The sequence below is a fragment of the Variovorax flavidus genome (assembly GCF_030317145.1).
GTDB classification, from domain to species: domain Bacteria; phylum Pseudomonadota; class Gammaproteobacteria; order Burkholderiales; family Burkholderiaceae_C; genus Variovorax; species Variovorax flavidus.
In genome coordinates, this window is the sequence record NZ_JASZYE010000006.1 from 188,608 (window position 1) to 204,605 (window position 15,998).

Here is a 15,998-nt window from a genome sequence, read left to right on the forward strand (position 1 = left end):
TGATCGAAGGCTCTGTCTAATCCGCTTTTCTTGATGCAGGACAAAGAAGGGCGAACCGAGACATGAGCCATCAAACCGAAGTGATCGTGCTGGGCGCCGGCATTGGCGGACTGACCCTGGCGTTGAGCCTGCACCAGGCCGGCATCGCGTGCCGGGTCTATGAGGCGGTGCCGGAGCTGAAGCCCCTCGGCGTGGGCGTCAACCTGCTGCCGCACGCGGCGCGCGAACTGAGCGAACTCGGCCTCATGGCCGCGCTCGATGCGGTCGGCGTGCGGACCAAGGAGGCGGTCTTCTTCAATTCGCACGGCCAGCTGGTGTTTCGCGAAGCGGCCGGAACGGCGGCGGGCTACGACTGGCCCCAGTATTCGATCCACCGCGGCGACCTGCACACCGCGCTGCTCCAGGCGACGCGCGAGCGACTCGGCGCCGATGCCGTGGTGTGCGGCCACCGCTGCGCGGGCGTGGACCAGGACGATACCGGCGTCACCGCGCGCTTCACCGCGCCGGACGGCTCGCCGCTGCCCAGCGTGCGCGGATCGATCGCCGTGGGCTGCGACGGCATCCACTCGGTGCTGCGCAAGCAGTTCTATCCGGACGAAGGCGCGCCGCGCTACTCGGGCGTCAACATGTGGCGCGGCACCGCCGTGCACAAACCCTTTCTCTCGGGCGCGAGCATGGTGCGCGCGGGCTGGCTCGACCAGGGCAAGATGGTGATCTACCCGATCCGCGACAACGTGGACGGCCAAGGCAACCAGCTCATCAACTGGGTCGCCGAAATCCACGCTCCGCAACCCGCGCTCCAGGACTGGAGCCGCCCCGGCCGCCTCGAGGACTTTCTCCCGGCCTTCGAGGACTGGCACTTCGACTGGCTCGACGTGCCGGCGCTGATCCGCTCCTCGGACTCGATCCTCGAATACCCCATGGTCGACCAGGACCCGCTGCCGAAGTGGACGCACGGCCGGCTGACGCTGCTGGGCGACGCGGCCCACCCGATGGTGCCGCGCGGCTCGAACGGCGCCGGGCAGGCCATCATCGATGCGCGCTACCTCGCGGGTGCGCTGCGCAAGCTGGGCGTCGGCAACGCAGCGCTAGAGGACTACGACCGCGTGCGCGTCAAGGCAACCACCAACGTCGTGCTGACCAATCGCAGCAATCCGCCCGACGCGATCCTGCGCGAGGTGTTCGAACGCTCCGGTGGCCGGCGTTTCGACCGCCTGGAAGAGTTCGTGACGCAGCAGGAGCTGCAAGCCATCTCCGACAACTACAAGCAGGTGGCCGGCTACGACCCGGCGGCGCTGAAATCGCGCCCTTCCTATCTCTGAAGAACACGCCTTTCACGCAGAACTACAAGGAGACATCCATGCGACCGTTCAAGAAGATCCTGGCCGCCCTCGCGATGGCAGCCGGCGCCGTGGCTGCCCACGCATGGCCCGACCAGCCGATCACGCTGGTGGTGCCCTACACGCCCGGCACGGGCATCGACCTGATCGCGCGCCAGTTGTCCGTCCGCCTGCCCGCCGTGCTCGGCCAGCCGGTGATCGTCGACAACGTGCCCGGCGCCAGCGGCAACATCGGCAGCGAGAAGGTGGCTCGCGCCAAGCCCGACGGCTACACCCTGATGGTGCAGGTCAACACGCTGGTGATGAACAAGAGCCTCTACAAGTCGCTCGCCTACGACCCCATCGCCGACTTCACGCCGGTGTCGCTCACGTCCTGGGGCACGCTGCTGCTGGTGACCAATCCCAACGTGCAGAAGACGACTACCGTGGCCCAGATGGTCGCGGCCGCGAAGGCCGAGCCCGGCAAGCTGACCTATGCGACGCCCGGCGTCGGAACGCCTCACCACCTGTCGATGGCCTTGCTGATGCAGAACACCGGCACCGAGATGCTGCATGTGCCCTACAAGGGCACGGCCGGCGCGGTGACGGACCTGCTGGGCGGCCGCATCGACTACATGTTCCTGCCGGTGCACGTCGGGCTGCAACATATCCAGGCCGGCAAGCTCAGGGCAATCGCGACCGGTAGCGACAAGCGCCTGCCGCAGTTGCCGAACGTGCCGACGCTGGCGGAAGCCGGCATCAAGGGCGGCAACGTGGACATGTGGTACGGGGTGCTCGCGCCCAAGGGCACCTCGCCGGCCGTGGTCGCACGCCTCAACAAGGAGATCGGCGCGATCCTGAAGCTGCCCGAAGTAGCGACCGCCTTCGAATCGCAAGGCATGGTGCCCGCCTCGTCGACGCCTGAAGAATTCGGCGCACTGATCCAGAAGGACGCCAAGCGTTGGGCGGACGTGGTTCAGCGCGGCGGCATCACCGCGGACTGAACTCAGCGCGCGCGGCCCGCATGCCGCGCCATGTGCACCTGGTGCAGCGTGATCTTGCGCACCTCGGACTGGCTGGTCTCGATGTGCGCGCGCAGCAGCATCGCCGCCTGATCGCCACGGTTGGCGCGAATCGCCTTCAGGATCTTGGCGTGCTCGTCGTAGGTGGCGTCGATGCGCGGCTGCTTGGTGAAATCCAGCCGCCGGATGATGCGGATGCGGTCGGTCACGTCGCGATGCACGCGCGCCATCTCGGCATTGCCGGCGGCGGCGACGAGCGAGCAATGAAACTCCTCGTCCCACTGCGCCACCTGCACGGTGTCCGAACTGCGCTGCGCAGTCGGCACGAGCCAGATGCCGGCCAGCGCCTCGACCAGGCTGCGGTCGACGCGATGGTCGCTTTCGCAGAGCCGATGCACTGCCGTGGTCTCCAGCACCATGCGCAGGTCGTAGAGTTGCTCGAACTGATCGAAGTCGAAAGGCAGCACGCGCCAGCCGCTGCGAAACAGGACTTCGACGAAGCCTTCCTGCTGCAGCCTGAACAGCGCCTGCCGCACGGGCGTGCGCGAGACGCCGAGCCGTTCGCTGATTTCGTTCTCGGTGAACCGGTCGCCGGGGACCAGGCTGAATTCGGCCACGTCGCGCTTGAGTTGCGCGTAGACCTGATCGGCTCGCGTGCGAAACGCGGGATCTGGAGCCACGGGCTCGGAGGGCGCGGACGGAGATCGGACAGAGGACACGAGGGGGATGTTAGTGCTTGCCGAGTGCGGCCAGAAGTGCGGCGCTCGGTGCCGTCCAGCCGACGATGGCGCCCTGGGCGCGGATCATCTCGACGGCTGCCGCCTTGAAGGCGGGAAAGTAGCTCTCGGTGCAGTCTTCCAGCAGCAGGCAGTCGTAGCCGCGGTCATTGGCTTCGCGCATGCTGGTCTGCACGCAGACTTCGGTGGTCACGCCACCGAACAGAAGGTGCGTGATGCCGCGCCGCTTCAGCATCTCGTGCAGGCCGGTGGCATAGAAGGCCCCTTTGCCGGGCTTGTCCACGACGATCTCGCCTTCGATCGGCGCGAGCGCGTCGATGATCTGGTTGCCCGGTTCACCCATCACCAGGATGCGCCCCATCGGCCCTTCGTCGCCGATGCGCAAGGTCGGATTGCCGCGATTGCGCTTGGCGGGCGGACAGTCCGAAAGATCGGGCTTGTGCGCCTCGCGCGTGTGGACCACCAGGCCGCCTGCTTCCCGCCAGGCTTCGAGCGTCTTCTTCGTGGCCGGCACGATGGCCTCCAGCAAGGAGACGTCGTTGCCCAGGGTCTCGCCGAACCCGCCCGGTTCGATGAAGTCCCGCTGCATGTCGATGAGGACCAGGGCGGTCTTTGCCGGATCGAATTCGTATGCGAAGGGGTTGGCTTCTATGTGCATGGATGGCTTTCGTTCGGCATCGGTCGAAGACGTTGGAGGCGCAACCGACTCATGCAGCCACCGCAGAGTGATCCCCACCCCCCATGTGCGCCCCCAGCACGTGCCTCTCGGCCGTAGCAGCGGCGGTCTCGAACACCACGCGCCCTTCGCTCATGACCACGATGCGATCCGCCATCTCCAGCAGTTCGTCGAGGTCCTCACTGATCAGCAGCACAGCCCCGCCGCGCGCCCGCACCTGCACGATGCGGCTGTGGATTTCCGCGACAGCCGCGAAGTCCAGCCCGAACACCGGATTCGCCGCGATCAGCACATTGATATCCCCGGCCAGTTCGCGCGCAAGCACCGCGCGCTGCACGTTGCCACCAGAGAGGGAGCGGATCGGCGCGCCCTCCCCCTGCGTCTTGACCCCGTACTCGGCAATCCACTCGCGCGCCCTGCTGCGCCACAGCGGGAAATTGAGCACCCCCGCACCGAATGCTTTCCACGCCAACGGCGGTTGATCGAAATCTCGCAACGCCATGTTCTCCGCCACGCTCAGGTCGCCGACACAGGCATTGCGCAAAGGCTCCTCTGGAAGGCTGCGAACCTTCAGGCGCCGGTTCTCTTCGCGCCGCGCCGCGTAGGGTTCGCCCATCACCGTCACCTGTCCGGCCAGCCTCGGCCGCTGGCCCACCAGCGCTTCGACCAACTCGCGTTGACCATTGCCCGAGACACCCGCCACGCCGAGGATCTCGCCCGAGCGCACGCTGAGACTCAGGTCATGCACCGCCAGCGTTCCCCGGTCACCCTGCGCCTGCAGCCCTTCGACCCGCAGTGCAACGGGCGCATCGGCGGCCGTATCGTTCATCGAATGCAGCGCACGCCCGACCGGCGCCGCCGTGTCACCTTCAGGCGGCGGCGCTTCACCCTCACCCATCATCGCCGCCGCGAGCCTGGCCGGATTGGTCTCCGAGACCTTGCAGTGGTGCACCGCCTTGCCGCGTCGCAGCACCGTCACGCTGTCGGCGTACGACATCACCTCGCGGAACTTGTGCGTGATGATCAGCACCGTGCACAGCCCGCTTCGCGCGAACTCGCGCACATGCCCCAGCACCTCGTCGGCTTCCTGCGGCGTCAGGACCGAGGTCGGCTCGTCCAGGATCAACAGACGCGGCTTCAGGTACAGCTGCTTCAGCAGCTCCAGCTTCTGCTTCTCGCCCGCCGCCAGCTCGGACGGGCGCATGTCGAGGTCCAGGCTGAACGGCGTCGTCGCCAGGAATTTCGTGAGCTCCGCGCGCGTCGTCTTCCAGTCGATCACCGCCGGCGTCTTGCCGCCGGCCAGCAACAGGTTCTCCGCCACCGTCATGCCCGGTGCCAGCGTGAAGTGCTGGTAGACCATGCCGATGCCGAGCGCCCGCGCGACGATCGGGTTCGCGATGTCCTGCTCGCGGCCGTCGATCAGGATGCTCCCCTCCTCCGCGCGCTGGAAGCCCGCCACGCACTTCACCAGCGTGCTCTTGCCCGCCCCGTTCTCGCCGAGCAGCGCGTGCACCGTGCCGGGCTCGACGTGCATCGTCACCCGGTCCATTGCCGTGAAGGTGCCGAAGCGCTTGGTCAGCTCGTAGGTGTCCAGCGCCAGCGCGCCGGTGGCAGGGGGCATCGGGTCGACGGGAGCGATCATGGTGCGGAGGATCTCGGTTCTACGACGCCGACAGCGCGTCGAGCAAGGCACCCGAGGGCGCGTGCGCGCCGAACACGCCGCCCTGCATGGTGATCATCTTGAGCGCCGCCAGATGGTTGCCGTGGTCGGTCGCTGCCGTGCAGTCCGACAGCAGCAGGCACTCGAACCCGCGGTCATTGGCATCGCGCATCGTCGTGTGCACGCACACGTCGGTCGTGATGCCGGCGAGGATGAGGTTCTCGATGCCGCGCGTGCGCAGCACCAGTTCGAGGTCCGTCGCGTAGAACGATCCCTTGCCCGGCTTGTCGATGACCACCTCGCCATCGAGAGGCGCCAGCGCCGGGATGATTTCCCAGCCCGGCTCGCCCCGCACCAGGATGCGACCGCAAGGCCCCGCGTCGCCGATGCCCACGCCCTCGGCGCCGATCTGGCGCGACCGCCAGCGCTTGTTAGGCGGCAGATCGGCGAGATCGGGGCGATGCCCTTCGCGCGTGTGGATGATGTGGAAACCCAGCGGCCGCAACCGGGCGAGCGTGCGCGCGATCGGCTCGATCGGCGCCTGCACCAGCGACAGGTCGTAGCCCATCACATCGACATAGCCGCCCTTGCCGCAGAAATCCGTCTGCATGTCGATCACGATGAGGGCGGTGTTGTCGGGCCGCAGCGCGCCGTTGTAGGGCCACGGATACGGGTTGGCGGCGACGAAGCGCTCGGGCGATGGGGTGGAGGTGCTCATGGGTCGGCTGATCAACGTGTGGAGGAAAGCTCGCCGGGACTTCCTGCGGCCACGCTGCCCGGCTTGCAGGTCAGCACCAGAATGACGAGCGTCAGCACGTAAGGCACCGTGTTGAAGAGGTGGTAGCCCCAGCCCACGCCGATCGATTGCAGCGCCGGGCCGATCGCGCCCGCGCCACCGAACAGCAGCGCCGCGCCGATGCACCGCAGCGGGCTCCAGCGCGCGAAGATCACCAGCGCCACCGCGATCAGGCCCTGCCCGCTGGAGATGCCTTCGTTCCAGCTGCCCGGGTAGAACAGCGTGAGCGACGCACCGCCCAGCCCCGCGATAAAGCCGCCCGCCGTGGTGGCCGCGATGCGCAACCCGGCGACGGAATAGCCCAACGCTCGCGTGGCATTGGCCGAATCACCCGCCATGCGCACGAGCAACCCGGCGCGCGTGCGCGCAAAGCCCCACCACAGCAGCACCGCGAGGACGATGCCGACGGGCACCAGCGAATTCACCTGCAGCGCCGAGCGGATGACCGGGTTGTCGCTCCAGTTGCCCAGCGGGATGGCAGGCAGTTGCGGCGCCTGCGGCTGGATCAGCGGCTTGCCCAGGTAGAAGGCGAGCCCGGTGCCGAACAGCATCAGCGCGATGCCGGTCGCGACATCGTTGACCCGGTCGAGCGAACACAGGAGGCCGTGGAGCAAGGCCAGCGCCGCGCCGACGATGCCGCCGATCAACACGCCGAGCCATGCCGATCCGGTGAGCCATGCGCCGCCGAAGGAGGCCATCGCCGAGAGCACGAGCACGCCTTCGAGGCCGAGGTTGATGCGGCCAGACTTCTCGGTCAGGCACTCGCCGAGGCTCACGAAGAGGAAGGGCGCGCCGACCCGCAAGGCGCCGCCGACGATGCCGGCGACCAGCGCAATCCATTGGTCGGCGGTCATTGCGCGACCTCTTTCGCCATCGGCGAGGGCTGCGCGACAAGTGGCGCGCGATTCCTGAACAGCGCTTTCCAGTCGATCATGCGCAGGCCTTCGCTCGCCAGGATCAGCACGAAAGCCATCCCCTGCAACACCAGCACCGATGCGTCGGGCAGGCCGAGGCGGCGTTGCAGCAGGCTGCCCGCGGCGCCAAAGCCGCCGAACAGGATCGCGACGGGAATCACCGCGACCGGGTTGTGGCGCGCGATGAACGACACCAGGATGCCCGCATACCCATAGCCCGCGATGAGCGACGCATTGGCGTTGGTATGGACCGCCGCCACCTCCACCGCACCAGCAACCCCGGCGCAGGCCCCGCCCAGTCCGCAGGCAGCGAGGATGAGCCGGTTGGCCGGCAGGCCGACCAGTTGGGCTGTACGCGGATTCCCGCCCACCACGCGCACCGAGAAGCCCGAGGCAGTGGCCCGCAGCCACAGCCCCGACACGAGGCAAGCGACCACGCCGATCACCAGCCCCCAATGCACATCGGAACCGCCGATGCCGCCGATCGCCAACCCGTCCGCCAGCGAGCGCGTCGCGGGCTTGTTGAGGCTGGCCGGGTCACGCAGAACACCTTCGACAAGATGCTTGAAGAGGCCGATCGCAACATACGCCAGCAGCAGGCTGCTGATGGTCTCGTTGATGCCGCGGTATTGGCGGAGCCAGCCCGCAAGTGCGATCCACGCGGCACCGGCGACCGCGCCCGCAATGCACAACGCCACCGTGCCCGCGATGTTGGCCGGCAGCGGCAGCACGTAAGGCAATGCCGCGCAGGCCAGCCCGCCCAGCACGACCGCGCCCTCCCCGCCGATGATCACCAGCCCCGCGCGTGCGGGGATCGCAACGCAGAGCGCCGTGAGCATCAACGGTGCCGCCCGCTGCAGCGTGTTCTGCCAGGAGAACCAGTCGCCGAACGCGCCCTTGAAGAGGATGACCCACACTTCCAGCGGACTCACGCCGGCGAACCAGACGAACACGCCGAACAGGAGCAGCGCCGCCGCGATGGCGAACACCGGCAGAGCGATTTCTTTCAGTGCGTCGCGCATCGTCGGCTCGCAGTACGGGGATGCTTATCCGATGGAGCCGACCACACCCTCGACCAGGTAGTTCATCTTCTCCAACTCCAGGTCCGTCTGCTTGAACGTCTTGCCGCCGGCGATCACGACCGCGCCCTTGTTGTCCTTGAGCGGACCGCTGAAGATGTCGAAGGTGCCCGCAAGCATCTTGGCCTTGATGTCGTCGGCGTTCTTCTTGGCCGCGTCGGTGACCATCGGGCCGTAGGGCGACATCTTCACGTAGCCTTCCTTCAGGCCACCGCGCAGGAAGTTCGGATGCGGCTTGCCGGTCTGCGCCGCTTCGACGACCGTCTTGTAGGCGGTGAGCCAGTTCCACTCGGCACCGGTGAGGTACGCGTTGGGCGCCAGCTTGGCCTGGCTCGCGTGGTAGCCGCACACCATCTTGCCGCGCTTGGCAGCCGTCTCGACGATCACCTTGGGCCCATCGACGTGCATCGTGAACACGTCGCACCCCTGGTCGGCGAGGCTGTTGGTGGCTTCCGCTTCCTTGACGGCCATCGACCAGTCGCCCGTGAAGATCACGCTGCAGGTGATGCCGGGCTTGACCGAGCGCGCGCCCATCGTGAACGCGTTGATGTTGCGCAGCACCTGCGGAATCGGCTTGGCGGCGACGAAGGCGATCTTGTTGCTCTTCGTCATGTGGCCGGCGATCACGCCGTTGAGAAACTGGCACTCGTCGATGTAGCCGAAGAAGCTGCCGACGTTCTTGGGATGCTTGCCTTCCGTCCAGAGGCCGCCGCAGTGCGAGAAACGCACGTCCGGATTCTTCGGCGCCACGGCCAGGATGTGCGGGTCGAAATAGCCGAAGGATGTCGGGAACAGAAGGCCCGCACCATCCTGCGCGATCATCCCGGTCATGGTCTTCTGCACGGCCGCGGTCTCGGGCACGTTCTCTTCCTCGACCACCTTGATGCCGGGCAGCTTCTTCAACTCGGCCGCCGCCTGCGCGTGCGCCTGGTTGTAGCCGTAGTCGTCGCGCGGGCCGACGTAGATCACACCGACCGTCAGCGGCTTCTGCGCGCTGGCGAGGGCACTCCATCCACCCAGCGTGGTGGCGGAGGCCAGTGCTGCGAGGGACTTGAGGGAATCGCGACGATTGAACTGGCTCATGCTGCTGCTCCTGAAGATGTGGGAGGGTTCGGAGGGCCGGGTAATCCTGTCTTGGATACAAGACGGTGTGCATAAACCGTACCAGCGCAAGCCGCCGGTTTGGGCGCAGAAATCAGCCCATCAGGCTCACATGCGCCGCCACGACGCGCCAGCCTTGGGCGGTGCGCATCCATGTCTGGCTCTGGCGCCCCGTCTTTGTGCTTCCTTCGCGGCGGAATTCGATGTTGGCGGTCGCGAAGTCGTGGCCGTAGGTGGTGATGGCGGTGCGCAGGATCTCGCGCGCCAGGCCCTGCGAGGGGCGCGATGCGCGGAAGGACTGGATCTCCTGGTAGCCGTAGAGGTTCTCGGTGGCACCGTAGCGCAAGGTGTGCGGGCTGTTCCAGAACAGTTCATCGAGGATCTCGACCTTGTTATGGACCAGTGCATCTTCGTAGCGCTCGAATGCGGCCGTCACTTCGGCCAGCACTTCGGGCAGGTTGATGGGGGTGTTCATCGCTTCCTTTGTCAGAGCGTGGCCACGGGCGCTTGCGCGACGCCGGCCGATTCGAGTGCGGCGGCGACGCGCAGCACGAGGTCTTCGCGCCAGGGCGCGGCAATGACCTGCACGCCGATCGGCAGGTCCGGGTGGGCGCCCCACACGGGCACGGCGCAGACCGGCAGGCCGATGCACGAAATGGGTTGGGTCAGCACGCCCATGCTGGGGCGCACGGGCAGGCGCTGGCCGTTGATCTCGAACCACTCGGCGCCGATGGGCGTCGCCGCGCAGGGCGTCGCTGCGGCGAGCAGCACATCGAAGCGCTCGAACAGCCGCGCGACCTGCTCCGCGTAGAGCCGCCGCACACGCTGCGCACGCGCGATCCATGCGGCCGGGAGCAACGCACCGGCGAGGAATCGGTCGCGCGACAAGGGCTCGAAGTCGTGGGCGCGGGTGCGCAGGTCGGGCAGGTGCAGCGCCGCGCCTTCGGAATTGGTGATGAGGAAGGCCGCTGCGCGCCCGGCCTCGACCATCGGCAGCTCGACCGTCTGGCTCGCACCCAGGGCCTGCGCGACGGCATCGACAGCGGTCAACGCCTCGGGTTGGGCCCGCTCGCGAAAGTAGCCACCCAGCACGCCGATGCGAAGTCCTTGCAGGCCACGCGAAATCGCTGGCGTCGCCAACTCGACCTCGCGCTGCGCGCAGCCGGGGTCGCGGAGTCCGACAGTTTCCGGCCCTTGCATCAGATCGTAGGCCAGCGCGAGATCGCGCACCGAACGTGCGAAGGGCCCCAGGTGATCGAGGCTCGACACGAAGGGATAGCTGCCCGTGCGCGGCAGGCGGCCGAAGGTTGGCTTGAGTCCGAACACACCGCACAGCGAGGCCGGGACGCGGATCGATCCGTTGGTGTCGGAACCCAAGGTCAGCGGCACCTGCCCCGCGGCCACAGCGGCGCCGGAGCCGCCCGACGACCCACCGGCGATGCGCGACAGATCATGCGGGTTGTGCGCCGCGCCGACGTGGCTGTTCTCGGTGGTGAAGCCGTAGGCGTACTCGTCCATGTTGAGCGCACCGACCAACACCGCTCCGGCGTTCTCCAACCGGCGGACCAGTTCCGCATCGCTGCGCGCGGGAGGGCTCTCGCGCTCGATCTTCGAGCCGGCCAGCGTCGGCAGGCCGGCGATGTCGAAAAGATTCTTCACTGCGAAGGGCACACCGAGCAGCGGCAGCTCGCGCGTGCGCGCGCCCCTGTCGGAGAACAGCGAGGCATCGATCTGTGCGGCCCTCCGCAGCGCGCGCTCACGGACCACATCGGTGAAGGCGTTCACCCGACCGTTCGTCGCCTCGATGCGATCCAGGCTGGCCTGCACGAGCGCCACGGCGCTGACTGCCTTGGACTGCACGGCAGCCGCCATGGCGCAGCCGTCCTTCTGAAGCAGGGCAGCGATGCCGTCAGGAGAGGCGCTCATGCTTCCTTCTCCCGCGGTTCGACCGGCGTGAAGTTCACCGCGGACTCGTCGTGCGGGCCGAGCGGGACGGCCTCCACGAGCGCGGCGAACTCGGCGGCCAACCCGAAGAAGCGTACGACGCCGGGACGGTGGTCGGGCCGCAAATTCAGGCCCAGGGCAGCCGATGTGGCATCCACATAGGATTCGATCTGTGCGGGCGTCATGGTGGCTCCCTATCGGCGCACTTCGCGCTGGAATATCTCGAGGCTCAGCTTCTTCATGCTCACGAAGCTGGCCGAGCTCAGCGTCTCCAGCGTGCGCGGTCGCGCATCGCCGTAGTCGAGGATCTCGGCCACCTTGGTCGGGCGCTTGGTCAGCAGCAACACCTGGTCGGCCAGGTACACGGCCTCCTCCAGGTCGTGCGAGACCAGCAGCATCGTCGTGCCGGTCTGCATGAACACCTCCTGCAGCTTCTCGCGGATGAAGAGCGTCATCTCGAAGTCGAGCGCCGAGAAAGGCTCGTCGAGGAACAGCACCTCCGGGTTCGGCGCCAGTGCGCGCATGATCGAAGCAGTCTGCTGCTGCCCGCCCGACAACTCATAGGGATAGCGCTTGAGGTCGAACTTGACGTCGAACGAAGCCACCAGTTCCTGCATCCGCCGGTCCACCTCCGCCTTGGAACGGCCTTCGAGCTTCAGCGGGTAGGCGATGTTGTCGATGGTGCGCATCCACGGGAACATCGCCTCGCGATAGTTCTGGAACACGTAGCCGATCTTGGTGTCCTTGAGCGACTTGCCGTCGAACAGGATCTCGCCGGAATCGATCGGGATGAGCCCCGCGATCATGTTGATCAGCGTCGACTTGCCGCAGCCGTTGGGCCCGAAGACCGAAACGATCTTGTGCTTGGGGATGTCGAGGTCGAAGTTCTCGTACAGCGGCCAGCCCGCGAAGTGCTTGGTGAGCCCCCGGATGGTGATGTGAGTGCCGGCCGGGCCGGGCGTGAAGACGGGCTTGGGCACGTCGGCATAGACGGGCCCGTTGATGACGTTGTCGACGGTTCTCATCGTCCGCTCCAGTGCACGATGCGACGCTCGGCCAGCAAGAAGAGGATGTTGAGCGCATAGCCCAGCGCACCGGCCGCGAGGATGGACGCGTACATGTCCTTCACGTTCATCACCTGCTGCGAGTTGATGATGCGGTGGCCGAGGCCGCTGTCGGAGCCGATGAACATCTCGGCCACGATCACGATCACCAGCGCCATCGACACCGCCGAGCGCAGGCCGACGAAGCTCGGCTGCAGGCTTTCCCATACCAGCACGTCGCGGAAGATCTGCCAGCGCGATGCACCCATGACCTTGGCCGCCATCACGCGCTGCTTGCGCGCGTTCATCACGCCGTAGGCGCTGTTGAACACCACGATGAGCAGCGCGCCGAAAGCCGCGATCGCGACCTTGTTGACGTCCGACACGCCGAAGATCATCAGGAACAGCGGGATGAGCGCCGAGGATGGCGTGGAGCGGAAGAAGTCGATCAGGAACTCGACGCTTCGATAGGCCTTCTCGTTGCTGCCGAGCAGCACGCCCAGCGGAACGCCCACGATGGCTGCGATGAGGAAGGCCTGCAGCGTGCGCCAGACGGTCACCGCGAAGTCGGTCAACAGCGGGCCGCCCGCCAGGCCTGACAGCAGCGTGCCGATGGTGTCGGCCGGCATCGGCAGCAGGATCGCCTTGATGAAGCCCAGCCGCACGGCCAGGTCCCAGATGATGAAGAGCACCACCGGGCCGATGAAGGGCAATGCCTTGACCCAGTGCGATTCGCGCGGCGGCGCGGAAGCCGCGGCAGCGGCCGGCGGAGCCCAGGGTGCGGCGCCCGATGACGCGGGAGTGCTCATGGCCTTACCCCTTGTAGAGCATCGAGTCGACCATCAGGCGCGACGAGAAGATGCCTTTTTCCGAGAACAGGTCGAAGAACTTCTGGAAGTGCGCCACGTCGGCGGGCGTGAACTCGTTGTACATGGTGTAGGCCGCCAGCGGCACTTCGCCCGTGAGCGGGCCTTCGATGGCGGTGTAGCCCTTGAGGTACTGGCGTGCCTCGTTCGGCTTGCTGCGCACGAAGGCCACGCCCTGGCCGTAGGCGGTGATGAACTTCTTCGCGGCGTCGGGGTTTTTCTTGATGAAGGCCGAGGTGAGAGAAGCGGAGCCGCCGAACCACGGCGCCATCGGGTCGCCGAGCACGTACTTGGCGATGACGCCCGCTTCCAGCACTCGCGTGGTGCCGTTGAGGCGTCCGATCGTTCCCGTGGGTTCCAGCGTGTAGCAGCCGTCGACCTGCCCTGCAGCCAGTGCGGCGACGTGCTGGCCGATGGGCAGTTCCACGACCGTGGCGCCGGTCGCGCCACCGCGCTCAAGCACGGTCTTGGCCAGAGTCACGTTCTGGATGCCGGGGCCGGACGCGACGCGCTTGCCCTTCAGGTCGGCCATGGTCTTCGCCGTGCTGGCCGTCGGCACCAGCATCTCGTCGAGCACGTTTTTCACGTTGCTCGGGTTCGAGCAGAAGATCTTGAAGCTGCCCGGCGCGGCGATCTCGCCGATGGCGATGTTGGCCGAGCCGGTGCCGTTGGCGCTGCCGTCGCAGCGTTCGGAGAGCATGGCTTCCATGATCTGCTGCGCACCGGCGAAGCGCTGCACTTCGACATCCAGGCCTGCGCTCTTGAAGAAGCCTTGTTCCACCGCCGCATAGAAAGGCAGCCCCGCTGCGATGGGCCAGTAGCCGATGCGGATCTTGGTCGCCGCCTGGGCACGCACGAGCGCCGGTGCCGCGAGCACGGCCAGGCCGGCCGCGCCTGCCTGGAGCACCTGACGTCGGGAGGCCGGCGTGGCGATGGAAGGCGATGAGACTTTGAAGGCCATTGATTACTCCGGAGGGTTCTTGAAAGGACAGGTTTTGAAATGGCTCAGGCGACCGCGGCACGCGAGGCGATGTAGGCCCGCCATCCGCCAAGGTGCGTGATGTCGTCGGCGCCCGCCACCGCGAGCGCTTCGCACAGGAAGCCCTGCACGCTGCTGCCGTCGGCCAGCGTGAGGCTGCCGATGCCCAGCGGCGCGGGAATGAGCGCAACGAAGCTGCCGTAGTGCGCCGTCGGCATCTCCCAGATTTCCAGCGCGATGGCAGAGCCCTCGCCCGGCTGCACCCGCAGCAGGCCGGGTTTGGGCGGCACGGTGCCGGGCAAGGCGTAGAGGCGATACAACGGCGCGGTGTGTGTCGCGGCCAGGAGCCGTGCGCCGCGCTCGGTCAATTGCGAGTTGAGCGGCATGCCCGAGAGATGCGCGCCAACCACGGCGACCTTGACCGTCTGCGCGGGCGCCATGCCCGGCCATGTTTCGGGGGCGGGCATCGGCGCATCCGTCGCGCCGAGCGGCAATCCGGTCGCGTGATGAAAGCGCTGCCCGAGTTCGGCCAACTGGAAATCGCTGCCGCAGCGGCCGATCAGCGTGATGCCGAAAGGCAGCCCGTCCTCACGCAGGCTGGCCGGCACCGAGATGGCGGCGTAGTCGAGCAGGTTCACGAAGTTCGTGTACTCGCCGAGATTCCGGTTGAGCGCGACCGGGTCCGCCTGCATGGCCTCGATCGTGTAGTGCGTGGGCGCGGTCGGCACCAGCAGGAGGTCGATGTCGCCCCACATGGCCGCGGCGCGCTGGCCGAGCGCTTGCAGCTTGACGCGGGCATCGACGAAGTCGGAGGCGCTGTAGTCGCGGCCCTTCGCGAGGATGCCGCGCACGGGCTCGACCACGTCGGCTTCATGCGCGTCGAAGAACTCACGGACGGCCGCGTAGCGCTCGGCGACGAGCGCACTGTCGTAGAGCAATGCCGCGGCCTCGGCCAGCGGCGCGTAGTCGATCGCGACCGGTGTACCGCCAAGCGCCTTCATCTGCTCGATGGCGCGGTCGAAGGCTGCGGCCGACTGGCTGTCGCCGAAGAAGCGCAGCGCCGTCGGCACGCCGAAACGGAAGCTCGCGGGGAAGGGCTGCGTCGTGAGCGAGAGGCTGCGCGAGTACGGGTCTTCCGCGTCGAAGCCCATTGCGGCGTGCAGCACGCGGGCGGCCACGCCCACGGTCCGCGCGAAGATCGACACGCAATCCACGCTCTGCGCGGCCGGCACCACGCCTCGCGCGCTGAGCAATCCGCGCGACGGCTTGATGCCGACGATGTTGTTGAGCCCCGCGGGCACACGGCCGGAGCCCGCCGTGTCCGTGCCCAGCGCGAAATCGACCTGTCCCGTCGCCACCGCATAGGCAGAACCCGAACTCGATCCGCCCGACACATAGCGCGCATCGAAGCTGTTCGGCACCGCCCCGTAAGGTGAGCGCGTGCCGTTGAGGCCGCAGGCGAACTGGTCGAGATTGGTCTTGCCCAACAGATCCGCACCGGCATCGAGCAGCCGCTGCACCACGTGCGCATGCACGGACGGCGTGCGCGCAAAGGCAGGGCAGGCCGCGGTGGTGGGCACACCCGCGACGTCGATGTTGTCCTTGGCGGCAAAGCGAAGACCCGCGAGCGGCCCGTCGCCAGCGCCACGCAGCGGCGAGTCCAGCCGGGCGATCCACGCCGCCGCAGCCAGCGCCTTCAACGAAGTCCCTGGCCCGTTCTCGGACACGCGCCTTTCATGCACCATCATCAAGCATCCTGTCTTGTGTACAAGATGACATGCAAAGGGTGTGCCAACGGCCTCAACCGTCGGGTCCAGCAAGTTCGTGATCGACGGCGCCGGGCGTTCGCGCCGCCAGGACGC

At 67.3% G+C, this 15,998-nt stretch carries 16 protein-coding genes; 2 read left to right on the forward strand and 14 right to left on the reverse strand.

All coding sequences use genetic code 11. The features are described 5' to 3' along the window. Nucleotides 1–62: 62 nt before the first annotated feature. On the forward strand, nt 63–1,322 hold the full coding sequence (locus QTH90_RS24605) for a flavin-dependent oxidoreductase (protein WP_286667183.1): 1,260 nt from the start codon (nt 63–65) through the stop codon (nt 1,320–1,322). Between the two features lie 38 nt (nt 1,323–1,360). Further along, nucleotides 1,361–2,323, forward strand: coding sequence for a tripartite tricarboxylate transporter substrate binding protein (locus tag QTH90_RS24610; RefSeq protein WP_286667184.1), 963 nt, complete (start codon nt 1,361–1,363; stop codon nt 2,321–2,323). 2 nt (nt 2,324–2,325) lie between these two features. Here the strand turns inward: QTH90_RS24610 and QTH90_RS24615 are convergent, their stop codons facing one another. From QTH90_RS24615 to atzF, 14 genes are all read right to left on the reverse strand, one after another. Then, the gene (locus QTH90_RS24615; protein WP_286667185.1) at nt 2,326–3,021 is read right to left on the reverse strand and encodes a GntR family transcriptional regulator; all 696 of its coding nucleotides are present in this window, start codon (nt 3,019–3,021) and stop codon (nt 2,326–2,328) included. Between the two features lie 49 nt (nt 3,022–3,070). Then, the gene (locus QTH90_RS24620; RefSeq protein WP_286667186.1) at nt 3,071–3,736 is read right to left on the reverse strand and encodes a cysteine hydrolase family protein; all 666 of its coding nucleotides are present in this window, start codon (nt 3,734–3,736) and stop codon (nt 3,071–3,073) included. 49 nt (nt 3,737–3,785) lie between these two features. Continuing rightward, entirely contained in the window at nt 3,786–5,396 is a 1,611-nt protein-coding gene (locus QTH90_RS24625; protein WP_286667187.1) for an ABC transporter ATP-binding protein, read from the reverse strand. A gap of 19 nt (nt 5,397–5,415) precedes the next feature. Then, a complete protein-coding gene (gene biuH / locus QTH90_RS24630; RefSeq protein ID WP_286667188.1) occupies nt 5,416–6,132 on the reverse strand; it encodes a biuret amidohydrolase in 717 nt (238 codons plus the stop codon). Nucleotides 6,133–6,143: 11 nt separating this feature from the next. Beyond that, nucleotides 6,144–7,064, reverse strand: a complete 921-nt coding sequence (locus tag QTH90_RS24635) for an ABC transporter permease (RefSeq protein ID WP_286667189.1) — start codon at nt 7,062–7,064, stop codon at nt 6,144–6,146. After that, on the reverse strand, nt 7,061–8,146 hold the full coding sequence (locus tag QTH90_RS24640; protein WP_286667190.1) for an ABC transporter permease: 1,086 nt from the start codon (nt 8,144–8,146) through the stop codon (nt 7,061–7,063). Before QTH90_RS24640 ends, QTH90_RS24635 begins: the two co-directional genes overlap by 4 nt. A 24-nt stretch (nt 8,147–8,170) precedes the next feature. Then, the gene (locus tag QTH90_RS24645; protein WP_286667191.1) at nt 8,171–9,286 is read right to left on the reverse strand and encodes a BMP family ABC transporter substrate-binding protein; all 1,116 of its coding nucleotides are present in this window, start codon (nt 9,284–9,286) and stop codon (nt 8,171–8,173) included. Nucleotides 9,287–9,398: 112 nt separating this feature from the next. Further along, complete coding sequence (hpxZ, locus tag QTH90_RS24650) at nt 9,399–9,779, reverse strand: oxalurate catabolism protein HpxZ (RefSeq protein WP_286667192.1); 381 nt, start codon at nt 9,777–9,779, stop codon at nt 9,399–9,401. Nucleotides 9,780–9,790: 11 nt separating this feature from the next. Next, nucleotides 9,791–11,230 carry an AtzE family amidohydrolase gene (locus QTH90_RS24655; RefSeq protein ID WP_286667193.1) on the reverse strand — a complete coding sequence of 480 codons (1,440 nt, stop codon included), beginning with the start codon at nt 11,228–11,230 and terminating at the stop codon, nt 9,791–9,793. Further along, nucleotides 11,227–11,433, reverse strand: a complete 207-nt coding sequence (locus QTH90_RS24660) for a DUF4089 domain-containing protein (protein WP_286667194.1) — start codon at nt 11,431–11,433, stop codon at nt 11,227–11,229. Before QTH90_RS24660 ends, QTH90_RS24655 begins: the two co-directional genes overlap by 4 nt. A 9-nt stretch (nt 11,434–11,442) precedes the next feature. Continuing rightward, a complete protein-coding gene (locus QTH90_RS24665) occupies nt 11,443–12,273 on the reverse strand; it encodes an ABC transporter ATP-binding protein (RefSeq protein WP_286667196.1) in 831 nt (276 codons plus the stop codon). Beyond that, nucleotides 12,270–13,100: an ABC transporter permease gene (locus QTH90_RS24670; protein ID WP_286667197.1), complete on the reverse strand. Its 831-nt coding sequence runs from the start codon at nt 13,098–13,100 to the stop codon at nt 12,270–12,272. The genes QTH90_RS24665 and QTH90_RS24670 overlap by 4 nt, the downstream gene beginning before the upstream one ends. Before the next feature lie 4 nt (nt 13,101–13,104). Beyond that, nucleotides 13,105–14,118 (reverse strand): ABC transporter substrate-binding protein, encoded by a 1,014-nt coding sequence (locus QTH90_RS24675; RefSeq protein ID WP_286667198.1) that lies wholly within the window; start codon nt 14,116–14,118, stop codon nt 13,105–13,107. A gap of 44 nt (nt 14,119–14,162) precedes the next feature. Continuing rightward, nucleotides 14,163–15,884, reverse strand: coding sequence for an allophanate hydrolase (atzF, locus tag QTH90_RS24680; protein ID WP_286667199.1), 1,722 nt, complete (start codon nt 15,882–15,884; stop codon nt 14,163–14,165). Between the last annotated feature and the right edge of the window lie 114 nt (nt 15,885–15,998).